This is a genomic window from Parabacteroides sp. AF18-52, assembly GCF_003479145.1.
GTDB classification, from domain to species: domain Bacteria; phylum Bacteroidota; class Bacteroidia; order Bacteroidales; family Tannerellaceae; genus Parabacteroides; species Parabacteroides faecis.
Genome location: NZ_QUGR01000001.1, coordinates 525,708 through 541,987, shown reverse-complemented (window position 1 = coordinate 541,987; position 16,280 = coordinate 525,708). Strand labels below are relative to the sequence as shown.

Annotated in this window: 13 protein-coding genes and 1 tRNA gene; 9 read left to right on the top strand and 5 right to left on the bottom strand. The window is 43.5% G+C overall.

Features of this window, described 5'->3' with window-relative positions; genetic code table 11:
- Window positions 1–82 precede the first annotated feature (82 nt).
- The 7 genes from DWX23_RS02240 to DWX23_RS02205 all read left to right on the top strand — a co-directional run bounded on the left by DWX23_RS02240 (window position 83) and on the right by DWX23_RS02205 (window position 7,361).
- Window positions 83–862: a DUF6261 family protein gene (locus tag DWX23_RS02240; RefSeq protein WP_122373235.1), complete on the top strand. Its 780-nt coding sequence runs from the start codon at window positions 83–85 to the stop codon at window positions 860–862.
- A 315-nt stretch (window positions 863–1,177) separates the two neighbouring features.
- Window positions 1,178–2,134, top strand: coding sequence for a fimbrial protein (locus tag DWX23_RS02230; protein WP_147382512.1), 957 nt, complete (start codon window positions 1,178–1,180; stop codon window positions 2,132–2,134).
- A 44-nt stretch (window positions 2,135–2,178) separates the two neighbouring features.
- Complete coding sequence (locus DWX23_RS02225; protein ID WP_122373232.1) at window positions 2,179–5,013, top strand: fimbrial protein; 2,835 nt, start codon at window positions 2,179–2,181, stop codon at window positions 5,011–5,013.
- Window positions 5,014–5,025: 12 nt separating this feature from the next.
- Window positions 5,026–5,346 carry an HU family DNA-binding protein gene (locus DWX23_RS02220; RefSeq protein WP_122373231.1) on the top strand — a complete coding sequence of 107 codons (321 nt, stop codon included), beginning with the start codon at window positions 5,026–5,028 and terminating at the stop codon, window positions 5,344–5,346.
- A 47-nt stretch (window positions 5,347–5,393) separates the two neighbouring features.
- Complete coding sequence (locus DWX23_RS02215) at window positions 5,394–6,053, top strand: DUF3575 domain-containing protein (protein WP_122373230.1); 660 nt, start codon at window positions 5,394–5,396, stop codon at window positions 6,051–6,053.
- Between the two features lie 31 nt (window positions 6,054–6,084).
- Window positions 6,085–6,429 (top strand): hypothetical protein, encoded by a 345-nt coding sequence (locus tag DWX23_RS02210; RefSeq protein WP_122373486.1) that lies wholly within the window; start codon window positions 6,085–6,087, stop codon window positions 6,427–6,429.
- 590 nt (window positions 6,430–7,019) lie between these two features.
- Window positions 7,020–7,361: a hypothetical protein gene (locus tag DWX23_RS02205; protein WP_122373229.1), complete on the top strand. Its 342-nt coding sequence runs from the start codon at window positions 7,020–7,022 to the stop codon at window positions 7,359–7,361.
- On the opposite strand, the gene DWX23_RS02200 is transcribed toward DWX23_RS02205, so the two are convergent.
- On the bottom strand, window positions 7,358–8,806 hold the full coding sequence (locus tag DWX23_RS02200; protein WP_122373228.1) for a mechanosensitive ion channel family protein: 1,449 nt from the start codon (window positions 8,804–8,806) through the stop codon (window positions 7,358–7,360). The two genes, DWX23_RS02205 and DWX23_RS02200, sit on opposite strands and share 4 nt — an antisense overlap.
- Before the next feature lie 106 nt (window positions 8,807–8,912).
- Between DWX23_RS02200 and DWX23_RS02195 the strand changes: the two genes are divergently transcribed.
- Window positions 8,913–11,123: a C10 family peptidase gene (locus DWX23_RS02195; RefSeq protein ID WP_233587463.1), complete on the top strand. Its 2,211-nt coding sequence runs from the start codon at window positions 8,913–8,915 to the stop codon at window positions 11,121–11,123.
- An 89-nt stretch (window positions 11,124–11,212) separates the two neighbouring features.
- Here DWX23_RS02195 and DWX23_RS02190 read toward each other — a convergent pair whose 3' ends face one another.
- Genes DWX23_RS02190 through ettA form a run of 3 tightly spaced genes read right to left on the bottom strand, consistent with a single transcriptional unit; the run spans window position 11,213 to window position 14,101 of the window.
- Window positions 11,213–11,731, bottom strand: a complete 519-nt coding sequence (locus tag DWX23_RS02190; RefSeq protein ID WP_122373226.1) for a GNAT family N-acetyltransferase — start codon at window positions 11,729–11,731, stop codon at window positions 11,213–11,215.
- A 3-nt stretch (window positions 11,732–11,734) separates the two neighbouring features.
- Complete coding sequence (locus tag DWX23_RS02185; protein ID WP_122373225.1) at window positions 11,735–12,388, bottom strand: DUF1080 domain-containing protein; 654 nt, start codon at window positions 12,386–12,388, stop codon at window positions 11,735–11,737.
- 24 nt (window positions 12,389–12,412) lie between these two features.
- Window positions 12,413–14,101, bottom strand: coding sequence for an energy-dependent translational throttle protein EttA (ettA, locus tag DWX23_RS02180; RefSeq protein ID WP_122373224.1), 1,689 nt, complete (start codon window positions 14,099–14,101; stop codon window positions 12,413–12,415).
- Window positions 14,102–14,481: 380 nt separating this feature from the next.
- Between ettA and DWX23_RS02175 the strand changes: the two genes are divergently transcribed.
- Window positions 14,482–14,554 (top strand) — tRNA-Lys (locus tag DWX23_RS02175).
- Between the two features lie 272 nt (window positions 14,555–14,826).
- Here DWX23_RS02175 and DWX23_RS02170 read toward each other — a convergent pair.
- On the bottom strand, window positions 14,827–15,780 hold the full coding sequence (locus tag DWX23_RS02170) for a bifunctional helix-turn-helix transcriptional regulator/GNAT family N-acetyltransferase (protein WP_122357311.1): 954 nt from the start codon (window positions 15,778–15,780) through the stop codon (window positions 14,827–14,829).
- Window positions 15,781–16,280 lie beyond the last annotated feature (500 nt).

Sequence of the window (16,280 nt, the reverse complement as noted above, 5' to 3'; positions counted from 1 at the left end):
GACGCACGTTTCCGTCTCCGCGCTTGCCGGGTTATATCAGAAACATAAAACAAACAGAATATTCATATAAAAACAGAAGATCATGGAAATAAGCACAATCAGCTTGCCCCGTATGAACAACGGGGCTCATTTTCTTTATAACATCGACTTTTATAACCGCATCGAAGCGGATACGAAAGTAAAAAATAAGGTCGCCGAAGTATTGACCCGTTACAAACAGGCCATCGACCACGAAGACGAAGCATTGACTATTTCCCGCAAAAGTCTGAACACCGACAAGATCGTCGAGTACGACCGCCGCCGCGACTCTCTCTATGTCGGCATAAAAAGTATCGTGAAGGCACAGCTCACCGTCTCTGATCCGGAGATTCAGAATGCCGCACGCGAAATCAATCAGATAATCAAGGACTACAATATCAATGTGAAGACACAACTGGACAAAGAAACCGGTCTCCTGATCAATTTTATCGACGATATGGAAAATAAATATGCCGACCAGGTGCAAAAACTGGCACTCGGTTCATTTATTAACCAGTTGAAACAATCGAACAGCTACGTACGTTCCTATACTGCCAGCCGCAACGATGAACGGCTGTCAAATCCGGAGTATACGTTGAAGGAAGCACGTAAAGTAACGGATGAAGTTTATCTGGAAGTGGTCAAACTGATCAATGCGTATGCCGTTATCGAAGGGGATACCGATTATAAAGCATTGATCGCGGTGCAAAATCAGGAAATCGTACATTACAAACAGCAGGTATTGAAGCAATCGGTACCTCCGGTTCCGGGTGACCCGACTGCCCCTATTGAACCTGATGCACCGAGCGGGGGAGGTGGTGACGACCGTCCGGAGATCGAATAATCCTTCGTCCTGGGGAACTGATTTTAATAAATACCGACCGAAAGGTGGCGTTCGTTGCAAACATCGGAAATTATCAGTCGGCGGTATTTTTATCAATTTCATGAGAATATATTTTTTCTATTGTTTTTCGGGGTTCGGAAAGCTCTTTTTTACAAGGTGTATTTATCGTTTTCATAGGGTATATTTATCAATTTCACGGCTTTAAAAAATACCTCTCCAGCCTGAAATATTTGCCGCACTTCGGCTATCGGGCAAGGCTGTACATTTGCATTGTAATCGTAAGGGTAAAATTTTAAATCGCAAATATACATTCCTATGAACACAAAAAATATCATTCTGGCAATTTTAATGGTGCTGTCATTCGCAGCTTGTTCTTCTGAAATAGAAGGTATCGACAACAATATGACAGACGCAAGTGTAAACAGTAACAGTGAAACATCTTTATCTGTACGTATGGTATCGAACGGAATCAATACAAAGGCTGACAACGATGTCAACGAATTTGCTATCGACAGTTATATGATAGCTGTTTTCGACTCCAAATCCGGCGAACGCATCGGTTTCACCAAAGAAGCATCTTCTTTTACGGATGAAACTGTAACGATCGACAATATCAGCACAAAAGAAGGAAAAGCAGACGTAGTCGTGATCGCTAATCTCGATCAGCATAATAACGATTGGACATTGTTCGACAATCTTTATACATACAACGAATTTGTAGATCAGACAGTAGGTTGTGTTCCTGGTTTGGTGAAAGTTGGAATTTCCAAAGGCGTTACTTTATCTGGAAGTGCAAGTACTGTTACCGTGGAACTGAAACAACTGACTGCCCGTGTCGTAGTAAATCTGTCAGCTAAAGCGGAAGGCGCAGGTTCGAATACTGTTGTAACGATGGTAGCAACCCGCTACGACGCAAAGATTGCCCGTGACTCTAAAATCATACCGGAAATTAATGCTCATGTGGATGGTGCAGCTCGTTATGATGGTGGTGTTTCTTCATTCTGGTATTGCACTACCAAAACGGAAGCGGCAAACATCGATGTAAATGTTGTAATCACCATTGATAAAGGAGACGGTAGCACACCGAAGGAAGTGAAAAAGACCATCTCCGTACCGTTCCTGAGCAACGGACAACCGGTGACGGTTCTTGAAAACGGTGTATCTTACAACATCGAGGTCGAGGCAAAGATAAGCGTGAAGTACGAAGTAGAATTGTCTTACCAACTGCATGCGATCAACACTATCACACAGGACGAAATAACTTTCAATTAATATTTTCTCGTATTACATCAATAATCCGATAAAAAGAAAAAACTATGATACATTCAATAAAAAATATATGCAACCTGTTGGCAGGCTTCCTGTTATTCGTCTCCTGTACGGACGAGACGTTGATCGGACCGAAAAAGATAGTCGTAGAAGAAGGCTTGCCCGTCACTGCAAAGCTGGCATTCGGTACTGCCGATCCGGTGAAGATCGAGACAAGAGCTTCGGATATCAGTGAGAACGATCAGGTCAGATCGTTAGCTGTACTGATCTTTAAAAGAGATGGCGGCAGCATGGTGAAAGTAGACAATACATTTTTCTTTGATGCCGACACGTTGACTATGGGCGCTGTCACGTTGAAAACAACTACCGGAGATAGATATGTGTATGCGGTGGCAAATTATAAGAGTTCTGTGTTTGGTGATCTGACATACCAGTTGGAAAATGTGAATACGTTGGAAGGCTTGAATGAGTTGTGTATCGAACTAGAGGAAAACAACACATCCGTACTGGACGGACAGTTTTTGATGAGCGGTTATTTTATTGGAAATACAGAGAGCACCGGAAAAGGAGCCTGCTGTATTACGGAAAATGGGGTAGTCGATCGATCGGGAAATTCCGGATTTATCGATTTGAAAAGGATCATGTCGTCTGTAAAGTTCAAAGTTTATAGCGATACTCCGGGGGCTACGTTTATTGTCGATAGCTGGCAGGTGAAAAATATACCTCAACGGTCGTTCGTTTTGGAGCAGAATGGTGAGTGTAGCGGAATGTCATATGATAACACAAATAAAAGCTCTGTGTTCGTAAAGGAAGATGGCAAAAAAACATTCTCTTTTCTGATGATGGAAAGCCGGAAAAAGACAACGGGCGTAACTACCCGCGATGAACGGGAAAAGATGTCCGGCAGTTCTGAGAACTTTGTTAATGCACCGGAAAATTCGGCGTATGTGATACTGAAAGGAACTTTTTCGGGAACAACCAATGAAAATGTGAATGGTGCTCCCGGTAGTAGTGAAGTTACTGCCTATGTAACCTATTATATACATCTGGGAGATTGGAGAGCCTTGAATAGTGGTACACCGGACTATAACAATTATAGTATTCTTCGTAATAATAAGTACGTTTATACGGTCAATGTCAGAGGAGTGGACGACTTGATTGTCGAAGTTCAAACAGATACCGAAAACTGGTCGGGTGACGGGGATATGCTTGTGTCGACCGATAATGCAAGGATTTTTGATGCGCATTACGAAACGACGATCATTTCTTTCACAAAAAAAATGATTGGCGATTTGAGAGAGAAATATTCTTCGGATGGGACTGCCGCAGGTTGTACCTTGGAACAGTTTAAAGAGAAGTTCTTAATTCATGCGGCTACACCTAAAAATGATTTTGTACCCAGTGCTTCTGATATCGGTTGGGTTTCTTATAGAAGGAATACTGAGGGAGATGCATCAAAAGACTTTATGGATTATAAATCTCCAAAAACGATAGGTGAGCCTTTGAAAGCTGATGGGTTTAAGGAGGATTTATATCATGCTTATGATGAATTGGCTGATGATGGGACTGTGTATTATACCTGTTTTATCGATGAATATTTTTATGGCGATGCGAATGGAAATTATGACGGGTCGGTGAAGTTGAGCAATTTCATCAACCAACAACCACGCATACTTCAGATTTGTACCAAATATGTAAAGAATGATGAGATCTCGAGTAACAGTTCCATCAGTATGGCTGCCTATACTTTCTCACAACGTTCGATATGTACGGTATATGATATGGATAGATTGGAAAATAATGTGAATGGTTGGGGTACGGAATGGAAACAGGAAGGAGAATATATGGGCTATCCTCAATTCAAAGTAATGCAGGATCCTAATAGTTTATTGAATGGGCGTACTAACATTTGGAATCGATTGAAACTTCAATCTTATCCTGGATTATTCGGAAAAGGTTATGACTGGAACCAATATGTGGATTATAAAACGAATACGCTTCAACGTAGCGATACATATAAAGTTTATGGCTTTGAATATGCCTGTTTTTCAAGGAACCGTGATTTGAATGGAAATGGAAAAATTGATGCAAATGAATTTCGTTGGTATCTTCCTGCAATCAATCAATATATGGCTTTTTATCTGGGTGCTGATGTTTTGCCGGAAGAAGTTCGTTTAGCGAGTGCCGATAAATTTAATGCAGAAGAGATGTATGCTAGTAGTACTTTAGGTAAAAAACAGGACTATTCTTGTGATTTTAAAATATTCTGGGCATGTGAAGGCTCTTCTATTGGCTTTTTTGCAGGTGGATATACAGGTTCATATCCTAAAAAACCTTATCGCTGTGTCCGCAATTTAAGAAGTGTACAAGGTGATGTTGACGATATTGTGGTTCCGAAAGGGATGTTGTCAGGGACTGATTATGAAAAGAATACCTATGAATATCTTTATTTTGATAATTTGAATTCTGCATCAAAGCGGAAAGGAGTATCTAATGAATTGAGTTATGGACATACTAATTTTGATGAAGAGAACCGTGTGTCTGACGGCATTCAGGTTGGAACAGTAAATCAGCCTAATGGTTTAACTGCTTTGAATGCCACTTTGACTAATCCGTGTGCATCTCTGGGACCGGGTTGGAGACTTCCGAACCAAAGGGAATTGACTATTATCGTTTCCCATCGAAGAGATAATGGAATGGAGGGAACATATCTTTTATGTAGTACGCAAAGCAAATATCCCCCGGCTGGCTATCCAAGCGATAATCAATCGGATAGAATCTATTTCGGTTATCGTAGCGGCAATAATGGTGATTATGCAATGACTATGTGGTTTCCTTATAATTCATATCCTTACCGTTGTGTAAAAGATGTCAAACGATAAACAGTTGATAAAATGAATCGTGCAGAGTTAATAGAAATAATCCGTGACAGGTCGCATTTGAAGAGGAAAGAGATCATTGCCTGTCTGGAAATATGGGAAGAGGAAGTAGGGAAGGCCTTATTACAGGAAGACAGCGTGATGTTAATGGGCTTCGGCACTTTCTCCCTTTGGAAGCAGACGGGCCGTCCGGGCAGAAATCCCAGATGCAACACCCCCTTTATGATCGCCGCCCGCAACAGCGTCAAATTCAAACCGGGTAAATTTCTCCTTGAATATCTGAACAACGCTGCTGATCCCGACAACAGTAACGGGCAGCCCGTAAACGAAGAATAAACAGACAAACAAGGAATATCGACAAACAAAGTATAAAACAATAAACGATGAAGAAAAATATATTTATCCTGTTTCTGCTCCTTTTAATTATCCCGACCGTTTCCGGCCAGCAACCGCAGCCTTCGGACGTTCCTGCCCGTCAGACAGTGGCGATTGCCGGTCAGCAGTCTTTGAACGTTTCCGGTGAGGGATCTTCGGTTGTTCCTGCCCGTCAGTTCGCGGTAAAAACGAATGTCCTTTATGATGTTACGACCTCTCTCAACCTCGGCATCGAAGTGGCTCTCGCTCCGCAATGGACTCTCGATATCTCCGCCAACTACAACCCCTGGAAGTTTGGCAACGGCATGCGTCTCAAACACTGGATGATCCAGCCCGAAGCCCGCTACTGGCTTCGTGAAAAGTTCGCCGGTCATTTCTTCGGTCTCAACGCCCAGTATGCCGATTACAATATCGGCGGCATCCGCTTCCTTAGCGACAACATGCAGTCGCACCGTTATCAGGGCAAACTTTACAGTGTTGGCCTGTCTTACGGTTACCAGTGGCACCTGTCTTCCCATTGGAGCATGGAAGCGACTGTCGGCCTTGGCTGGCTTCATCTCGATTACGACAAGTATCCTTGTGCTTCCTGCGGCACTCCGCTGTCTGCCTCCAAAAATTACTTCGGTCCCACAAAAGCCGCCCTGTCATTCATTTATTTCATAAAATAAGACGATCATGAACCAACAAATATTCAGCATTATGAAACGAGCATCAGACGTAGAATTAATCTTACTCAACGAAGTAGATAACAATCGGTACGTCCACCTTTATCTGGAAGGCGATACCTGGTGTGCATACGAGCGTTCGGCCTATTACCTGGCCGTGATGGATTTCCCGGTGAGCCTGGATATCGAGGTCGTTCATGATGGTTATGAAGTAATTTTGATGAAGGCCTCCTTCAACATCGACCAAATGCGCCTCCCTCTCTGCCGTTCCGCCGTACTCCGTTCTGTTGCCGACGACCGCCTGCTTTTTCAACTTGACAAACCCATTACCGGCTTCGTTGAATGGAAGGGTGAACAACTAAGCGGGATGCCTGCATAATTTGTCTCCCGTACTTGACGTGGGGAATTGTAGGAACGTATTCTTTTAGTAAGGGTAAAAAGAGAACGAAAAGTATTGTTTAAAATGGACTTAGTTCACGTAGAACTATTTTTTTCCCGTGTTCAAAGATATATATTTATTTTAAAAGATTTGATCCTCAGGCGTTATTTTATAACGACCTGTCCAGAATCATTTCTGACGCTGATTGTACCTTTTTTTCACCAGCCTTATAAGGTACAGTACACATTCAGTATCTGAAAATTTTGCCGGGGTCGTTCTGCTTTTATGTACACTTTGCCTCATTTTTGCGAAATACGACGTCGCATGCGACAAAATCTCTTGTTTATCATCTTAAAAAGTCTGTCCTCTTATCGTAACATAGTTCTACGTGAACTATGATTCTAGCACTTTTATCCCCTGGCAATCGTCCAAACCAAGCCTCTGCGTAGCCTAACGAATACAATGGCTCTTGCAGCAGGAAAACGATTACCGGATAAAAGTGATAAAATCAGGGTAAATAGTACTGTTTTTCTACTAAAAACGAACATAGTACGAATTTCACAAACAATCTCTCGAAAAACAACCAACTTATGACACAGATCATAGACATAGACTTGATTTATTTTAACGAAGTAGATAACGACAAATACGTCTACCTTTATCTGGAAGACGATTGTTGGTGCGCTTATGAGCGTTCGGCATACTATCTGGTAGCAAAGGATTTTCCGGTGACCCTCGCCAAAGAGGTTGTTTACGACGGTTGTGAGATCATCATGAAAGCCTCTTTCAACGTAGACCACATGCGTCTCCCTTTGATTCCCTCCGCCGTCTTGATAACTGTTGCCGACGACCGTCTCCTTTTCCAACTCGACAAACCCATCGACGGCTTCGTCAAATGGAAAAGGGCACAGATAGGTAGTCAGCCTGCTTAATTCGTTTTCGTCTCTTCTTTCTTGGGGATCGTAGAAGCATTGCCATTCCGGAACGCCGTGTAATGGGGCGACATGATCTCTACGCCTGCCTTATCGAAATAGTCCTGGATATTCTGGTGAAGGGCCGAATAGATGGTCGTCATATTGTTCGCCTCCTGGATATATGCGTTGATCTGGTAGACAGGATAGAAGTCGCTCAGGGCCGTTTCGAGAACGAAGGGAGCCGGTTCAGGCATCACTCCGGGTGTTGCTTTGGCGGCATCTATCAGAAGTTGATGCACCTTGCGCCAGGGGGTATCGTAGCCGATCGTTACCTCCGAGTGGATGATCAGCCCGTAAGTCCGTGCCGATGATGTATAGTTGACTGTTTGTGATGACATGATGAAGGAGTTCGGTATCGTCACGATCTCATTCTTGATGGTGCGCAGACGGGTGACGAAAGCGGTCTTTTCGATCACATTGCCTACCGTATCGTTCAGTTTGATCCGGTCGCCCTGCTTGAAGGCGCGCATATAAGTAATCACGAACCCGGCAATAATATTCCCGATCACCGTGCTGGAGCCGAGCGAGACGATCAACCCGACGAAAACAGATACTCCCTGAAAGACTCCCGAATTGGCTCCCGGCAGATAAGGATAGATCATCGCAATCATAAAAGCATACAATAGGAACCGGATAATATGGTAGGTCGGCATCGCCCAGTCCGAATAAAAGCCGTTAATCTTCAACCTGCCGGCATCTATCTCCGTGGCAAGGTAACGGATGCCCTTAATGACGTATTTTATAACCAGGCAAATCACGATGATCGTGAAAAGATTAGGGATATAGCCGAGGATGCCTTCCAGGATATCTTTTACGGGATTCCAGATATAATAGGCGATCTTATACGCCAGTTCCTTCGTCTGCGGGAAGATGGAGAAAAGGATCGGTATCGTTAAAACCAGCAGGATGAACAATAGGAGATAGCGGAGGATATTCGCCAGGAAGATCAATAGGGAGACCTGTTTCTGCGTATCCAGTATCTCATAATTCTGTATGGAGATCGGTTTTAGCTTGGTATCTTTCAACTGCTGGATACGGTTTTTCAGTTTCTTGTAAAGCCAGGAAGATAGGCGGAACAGTAGGAATTGCCCCAGCAATACCAATACGAAATAAAGGATATGTTTCCCCGTCTGCCACCAGCTGTCGTGATATTTCATCTCTTTCTCTTTGGCGACCGACTCTTTCCGCAGCGAGTCGAGTTTCTGTATCTGCCCGGTTTTCAGCTTGAAAGTCGCATCGTATTTTTGTAACTCGGACGAATCGATAGAGTCGGAGTCGGCATGCTCCGTCGTTATTTCGTCAGCTGAAAAAATATCCTTGATAACCTTTTGTAATTGCGCCTGCCCCGTTATATGCATAACCAATAGTAGCAGAAGAAGATATAATGATCTGTACAGTCTCATGTTGGCGTTCGTTTTTATTGTTGACTTAGATACAACAATGAAGAAGCTAAATTGTTACGTTAGATTTTTATCCTATATTTGTAGATATACAAAAAATCAAAGGCTTATGAAGAAACATTTACTTCGCATGTTGAGTTTTGGATTGCTGGGTTGCTTTGCCTTAGGCGTACAACTTTTATCTGCAGATCCAATAGGTTTGGCCGGATCGCTCCGGATTGCACAGGAGCGTTATTCAGAAGCGCATACTTCGGGTTTGAAATCCGAGGGTTTTCCTGATTTCAAGTTGGCATATATCGGAACGGAGAAAGCTATTATGGCTGCTTCTTCATTACGTTCGTCGGCTGTCGAAGATGCTTTGTTATACATTTATAATGTCGGTGACGATCGGGGATTTGTAATTGTTTCCGGTGAAGACCAGGGGAAACAACTTTTGGGGATATCGGATAACGGCTCTTTTCCGACTGGTGGTTTGTCCGGCAATATGAATAATTTTCTTATGATGTACACCCGTTATGTCAAGGCTTTGCGAAGCGGTGCAATTGTTGCGCAAACAGCAGGGACGAAAGCCGGTAGTTCAGATACGGATGCTTCTGAGTTTCCGGAAAGAGTGATCCCACTGGTCAAAGCCAAATGGGAGGTAGGTTATCCTTATAATGCCTCTTGTCCTGAAATCGGTGGTTATCTGAGTGAGGCCGGTCCTGCTGCTGTAGCAATGGCCCAGATCATGTCTTTTCATAAATATCCGGCGGGTGGAGTAGGGCATATCAGCTATAAATATGCCGGCAGCTCCCATGGTTTCGGGGGAACTCTTACGGGTTCTAAGTACTATTGGGATGAAATGCCTGTTGAACTGAATGAAAAGTCTTCCGATCGTGAGATCGATGATGTGTCGACGTTGATTTTTCATTGTGGCATTGCTGCCCGTACCAATTATGAATATGGTTCGACTGCAGATAATGAAGATGTATGGAACGCCTTTGTCGAGAATTTTCAGTACGACAAGAACCTGCAACTTTATGACCGTGCTTTCTTCTCGGAAAACGAGTGGACTACTATGTTGAAGACTGAACTGGCTGCTATGCGTCCGGTTTATTATTCGGGAGAGGGCGGCGAGAATAATCAGGGATATAGCTGGTCTTTCGTTTGCGACGGATATAATAAGGATAATCTTTTCCATCTGAAAACCGGATATGCCGGGGACGGTTATTTTGAGTTAGGTGCTATCAATATTGGTTTTTATTCACAGAACGAGCATCAACAGATAATCACCGGTATCCGGAAACCGACGGCGGCATCTGAGCCTGCAACGCTTTTGGGGATCAGTTCGATCGATATTGAAGGAAACGGACAGGTTAAGTTTGGCGATAATCTGCCGATTTCTTTTTCCTTGTCTAACTTCGGTGCGGATGGCGACTATTACATTTTCAGCAAGCTTTTTAGGGAAGACGAAGCAATCGAGGTACAGAGAGAAGACTATGAGGCAAACGTGGAGTTGATCGATAACTTCAAACGTGGAGAGCTTATCGAAGGCAATACCTTTACCTTCGATGTGCCGGACAGCACGGCTACTTATTACATCTATGTGGTTGGTTGCAAAGCCGGGGAGTCTGTGATGAAACCGATCCGCACGGCTAATCATCCGTATGATTATGTGGTGGTCGATGTGAAGGACGGTAACGTTACGCTTTCTAAAGCCGAAAGGAAACTGTCTGCCGATCCCGTTAAGGTCACTTATGATGCGGATAATAATACGGCAGTCTTCGAGGTCACTTTCCATAACAATCAGCAGGCGGATTATTATGGAACAGCCGGTCTGCTGGTCACAGCGCCGGGTCTTTCTACCGAAGAATATAGCTGGGAAGTAAATAACCTGGTGAATATACCTGCAGGGGAAAGCCGGAAGGTTTCCTTTACGGGTGGTTTTGACTGGACTGTTGGTGACACTTTGGTTGTTGTTGCTACTTATCAGTCGGGCTTACGGGATCTGTGGTATCCTTTTTATACCGATATTGAGGAAAGCACGCGCTGGTTTGCATTGAAGGTGGACGGTTCTCTGACCGTTTCCAATGAAACGATTGAACAACCGGCAACTGGTTTTGAATATACTTTTGATCCTGTATCCGGGTTGCTTGCCTTGCAGTCGAATGCATTAATGACAAACCTGATGGTTTACAGATATGATGGACAGGCTGTATGCAGATATCCGATCGGTAGTCAAACAGCTTATTCAACTTACCTTTCTATTCCAACGGGACATTATATTCTTATGGTACAAACCGGACAAGGAACGGAAGTCAGAAAGTTTTATAAGAAATAATGGTTGAGAAACCAGCTTTACTTTTATTGACCGGCGGATCTTAAACTCTAAGATCCGCCGGTTATTTTTTCAGACTGATTCGGAATGGTTTATTCAACCCGCACTTCCCCTGTAATCCCTTTCAGGCTGCCGGGGACTAACTCGTATCCCATGACATATTCCGCCGGAATGCTCTTGTGTGTCAGTCCGAAATCAGCGATCGACTTAAAACCGAGCCGATAATAGTAATTCGGATCGCCGCACAGGAATGCCGCCTTATATCCCATCTCTTTGCCGAGTTTCAGACCTTCCCGCATAAGTGCGCCGCCGATACCCTTGCTTCGATATTCCAGGGCGACCGAAAGCGGAGCAACCAATAGGACATCGAACCGGCTGCCGTCCGGTTGGGTGATATACGTATTGGTCAACATGATATGACCGATCAGCTTGCCACCTTCTTCGGCTACCAGCGCCAGTTCGGGAATGTATAATTTACTGTTATTCCTTAGATTGACAGCGAAATCCTGTTCGTCTCCGTCACTGACTTTCGCCGTTTCGAAGGCCGTACGGATCAGGTCGTAGATAGCCGGGTGATCTTGCTCCGTCTCTTGTCTGATGATGTATTCCATAAATTACCAGGGAGTGAGCGTCACATTACGGAACTCCACTTCTTTCCCTTCGCTCTGCAAGCCGATGTAACCGTCTTTCTGCTTGTTCCATCCCGTGTTTTGGTAAACGCCGTTGATGTAGACGTTGATCTTACCGTCTTTCACGTAGATGTTGGCTTCGTTCCACTCTCCGGCAGGCTTCTCGCTGCTGGGAGCGTTCTTTTTCACTACCGGGAAACCAGGACGAGGTTCGCCGGGCTTGCCTTGATACTGTGCCAGGTCGGAACCGCCCAACAAGACGAAATCACCGGCACTGCCTAACATCAGGTTACATTCGATACCGTTCGGGAACGGATTCTTCGGTTCGGCGATCAACAGGAAAATACCGCTGTTCGCACCTTGGTCACCATTCGGCCAACGCCATTCCACATGCAACTTATAGTTGTCGTATTTCTCTTTCGTGTACATGTAACCGAAAGGCTGTCCTTTGATCTTGATCACACCGTCGCCTACGGAATAAACCTGTTCGGCTGGAACGGAATTTTTGTCGACGACAAAGTTCCAGTTGGAAAGGTCTTTCCCGTTGAACAACTTGATTGTTTTCTGTGCGTTTGCATCGCTTCCGAAACAGAGGAAAGCAGCAGCGATAGCCGCCATGCAGAGCATTCTTTTTTTCATGGTTCTAAATGAATTATATAGTAATTAATCAACAATAAGTTTACGGTAACGTACGCGTTTAGGCTCTGTATCTCCGCCCTGTTTGCGCTTGTATTCTTCATATTCAGAATATGTTCCTTCGTAGAAGACCACATTCGAATCGCCTTCGAACGACAAGATGTGCGTACAGATACGGTCGAGGAACCAACGGTCGTGGGAAACGACAACGGCACAACCGGCGAAGTTTTCCAAACCTTCTTCCAGTGCGCGCAGCGTGTTTACGTCGATATCGTTGGTCGGTTCGTCCAGCAACAGCACGTTGGCTTCAGCCTTCAGCGTGATGGCGAGATGCAGGCGGTTGCGTTCTCCACCTGACAGGACACTGCAAAGTTTTTCCTGGTCGGCACCTGCAAAGTTGAACCGTGACAGGTAAGCACGCGAGTTGATCTCTTTTCCACCTACGCGGATAAATTCCTGTCCTCCGGAAACAACCTGGAAAACGGTCTTTTTCGGATCGATATCTTTATGTGTCTGGTCGGCATAACCTACTTTCACGGTTTCGCCCACTTCGAATGTACCTTTGTCGATGCTTTCCATGCCCATGATCATCTTGAACAGCGTTGTCTTACCGGCACCGTTCGGACCGATCACACCGACGATACCGTTCGGAGGGAGCATGAAGTTGAGGTCGTCGAACAACAGTTTCTCACCGAAAGCCTTCGCTACATGCTGTGCTTCGATCACCTTATTACCCAGACGCGGACCGTTCGGGATAAAAATTTCCAGCTTGGCTTCGCGTTCTTTCTGGTCCTCGTTCAGCAACGCTTCGTATGAGTTTAGACGAGCCTTACCCTTGGCTTGACGGGCTTTAGGGGCCATGTTGATCCATTCCAGCTCACGCTCCAGCGTCTTGCGGCGTTTGCTGACCTGCTTTTCTTCCATAGCCATCTTCTTCGTCTTCTGATCCAGCCAGGAAGAGTAATTGCCTTTCCAGGGAATACCTTCGCCACGGTCGAGTTCCAGAATCCAGCCTGCCACATGGTCGAGGAAGTAACGGTCGTGCGTGATACAGATCACTGTACCGGCATATTGCTGCAGGTGTTGTTCCAACCAGTCGATCGATTCGGCATCCAGGTGGTTGGTCGGCTCATCGAGCAGCAACACATCCGGCTGCTGAAGCAATAGGCGGCAAAGGGCAACACGGCGGCGTTCACCTCCTGACAGCGTATCGACTATCTGATCTTCGGGCGGGCAACGCAGGGCATCCATCGCACGTTCCAGGCGGCTGTCGAGGTTCCAGGCATCGGTTGCGTCGATCTTGTCCTGCAATTCAGCTTGACGGGCAATCAGTGCATCCATCTTGTCGGGATCATCCAGCACTTCCGGATCACCGAATTTTTCGTTTACTTCTTCGTATTCTTTTAATGTGTCTACAATATCCTGTACACCTTCCTGTACGATTTCTTTCACAGTCTTGCCAGCTTCCAGTTTCGGGTCCTGTTCCAGGTAACCTACCGAATAGCCGGGCGAAAACACCACTTCTCCCTGGTATTCTTTTTCGATGCCTGCGATGATCTTCAGCAAGGTTGACTTACCGGAACCGTTCAAACCGATAATACCGATCTTGGCTCCATAGAAGAAAGACAGATAAATATTCTTCAATACTTGTTTCTGGGGCGGGAAAGTCTTGCTCACGCCAACCATCGAGAAAATAATTTTCTTATCGTCTGCCATATTAATTAAAGTATGTTTATTAATTTTTTTCCAGGACAAACTTACGGAAATATCTTCAGATTCGAAAATAATATCTTATATACCCGATGATCTTTCTTTTGTATCTGCTGATGTAGTCGCATAATGACGTGATCCGGCCGTTTCCTACTTTTTGTAGGGTTGGCCGGTAGGGTAGATAAAGGGGGGCAGGCTTTTGCAAATGGTAAACATCTGGAGTGGTGCCAAAAGACGGAGTGAAAATATTGTATCTGTTATGTGCAGTAAGCCAGTGTGTTCTGAACTTTTGGTAGAAATTTATGTAAAAAAGTTATTGGAATATTTGCATAATATAAAACAACCCTCTATCTTTGCACCCGCATTACAGAAGTAACGCACAGGATGATTCGCTAGCTCAGCAGGTAGAGCACATCCCTTTTAAGGATGGGGTCCTGGGTTCGAACCCCAGGCGGATCACTGAAAACAAAAGAAAAATCAAGCAAAGCCCTGATAATTAGATATTATCAGGGCTTTCTTTTTTGGGGAAGATCGCAGAAAATAGCCGTTTCAAGCATATTATCGGTGGATAAATCGTGGGGCTAAAGTTTAGTCGAAAAAGTCCCACGAATTTGCATCTTTCTTGCTTATTCATACTATTTTGCGTAGTGTTATTTTGGAGGGGCTGAGATTTTTTTGTGCATAGTTGTGCGATACTCAAGATAAACAATTTACTCACCATCGTATTTTATTCATTTTAGTATCAATTCCATTTGAATATTGCATCTCTGATAGGATGTACTATGCCCAAAAATCCTTTTAAAACCTAATTTTTCATAGATATGAATTGCCGGTTTTAAAGCAGTGTTGCTTTCTAAGTACAGATTTCTCCCCCCTAATTCTTTTACTTTATTGATAACAGCCTGCCCTAAAAGCAGCCCGATGCCTTTCCCTTGTACTTTAGGACTAACAGCAAGTTTAGATAACTCATAATCATAATGTTCATCATTCATTTTAAGCAAAGCGCAAACACCAACAGGTTCGTTTTTGTAAAGTGCAACAAAAATTTCTCCCCCTTTATCTATAATAAGCTCTTGGGGATTATTGACTGCTGCATAATCGGTTTCTTCCATTTTGAAGTATTTGTTTATCCATTCTTCACTGAGCGACTTGAAAGCTTCCTGATAACAAGGTTCATAAAGTGTTATTTGAATATCCTTGCTTTCTCTTTGCTTTTTTACCTCTTTTACACGTTCCAGTAATGATTTGCCTGATAATAAACATTCCCATTCTTCAATGGCTTGCCATAAATCATTATGCGCTTCAGATGAAATATTTTCTATAGTAACGGTCATATCAGAGCATTCCTCGATGAGTATCTCTGACATTTTTTTTCCTTTGGGAGATAGCATTATTAAGTTTCTTCTTCCGTCAGACTTATCTTTTGTCTCCTTTACAATTCCTCTTGTAACCATCTCTTTTACAATATTACTAACTGAAGGATGGGAATGTCCTATTTCCTTTGCGATAGCAGTAATTGTTTTTGCTTCCCCATGTGCTAATACGAAAAAGACTGGAAACCATTTTGCACGAATGTCTATTCCATACATTTTGTGAATCCGTTCGGCATCGTTAGTTATTTTATCGGTTAACATCCGTAGCCTGCTACCAATTGCCATTTTACCTGTTTGATTAAAGAAATCCATGTTTTATCGGTTTTATTTAAGTAGATACGTAATTGATTACGCAAATGTAGGTAACTTACCTAATATATGCAAATATTCTTAGCAATTTACTACTCTTTCAACATATGAAAAGGGGTATTCTGATAAAGTTCTGACCGATCTAATGCGCTGCTTATATGTTCATATCCATATTTCATACATAGCAACAGCATTTCTAAACTGATGATAAGAAACAATATACAGATGTTCATATCCGATGGTCATATATGGAATTATTACTTGATGATAGCTGCAATGATGTGGTTTCAAATGTATGTTTGTTTTGACTACTAAATTCATGATAGTACAAACATGTTTTGCAAAACAACTATCATACTATCATAAATCGATATATGTTATTTATAATCAGTGATATGTATAATGATAGTTGTTTGTTTTAACTATCATAGCACCTATCATACTCTCATTAAAAGAATTATATAAGGAGATATTCTGATAAAGTATATAGTTTATTTTCAGAA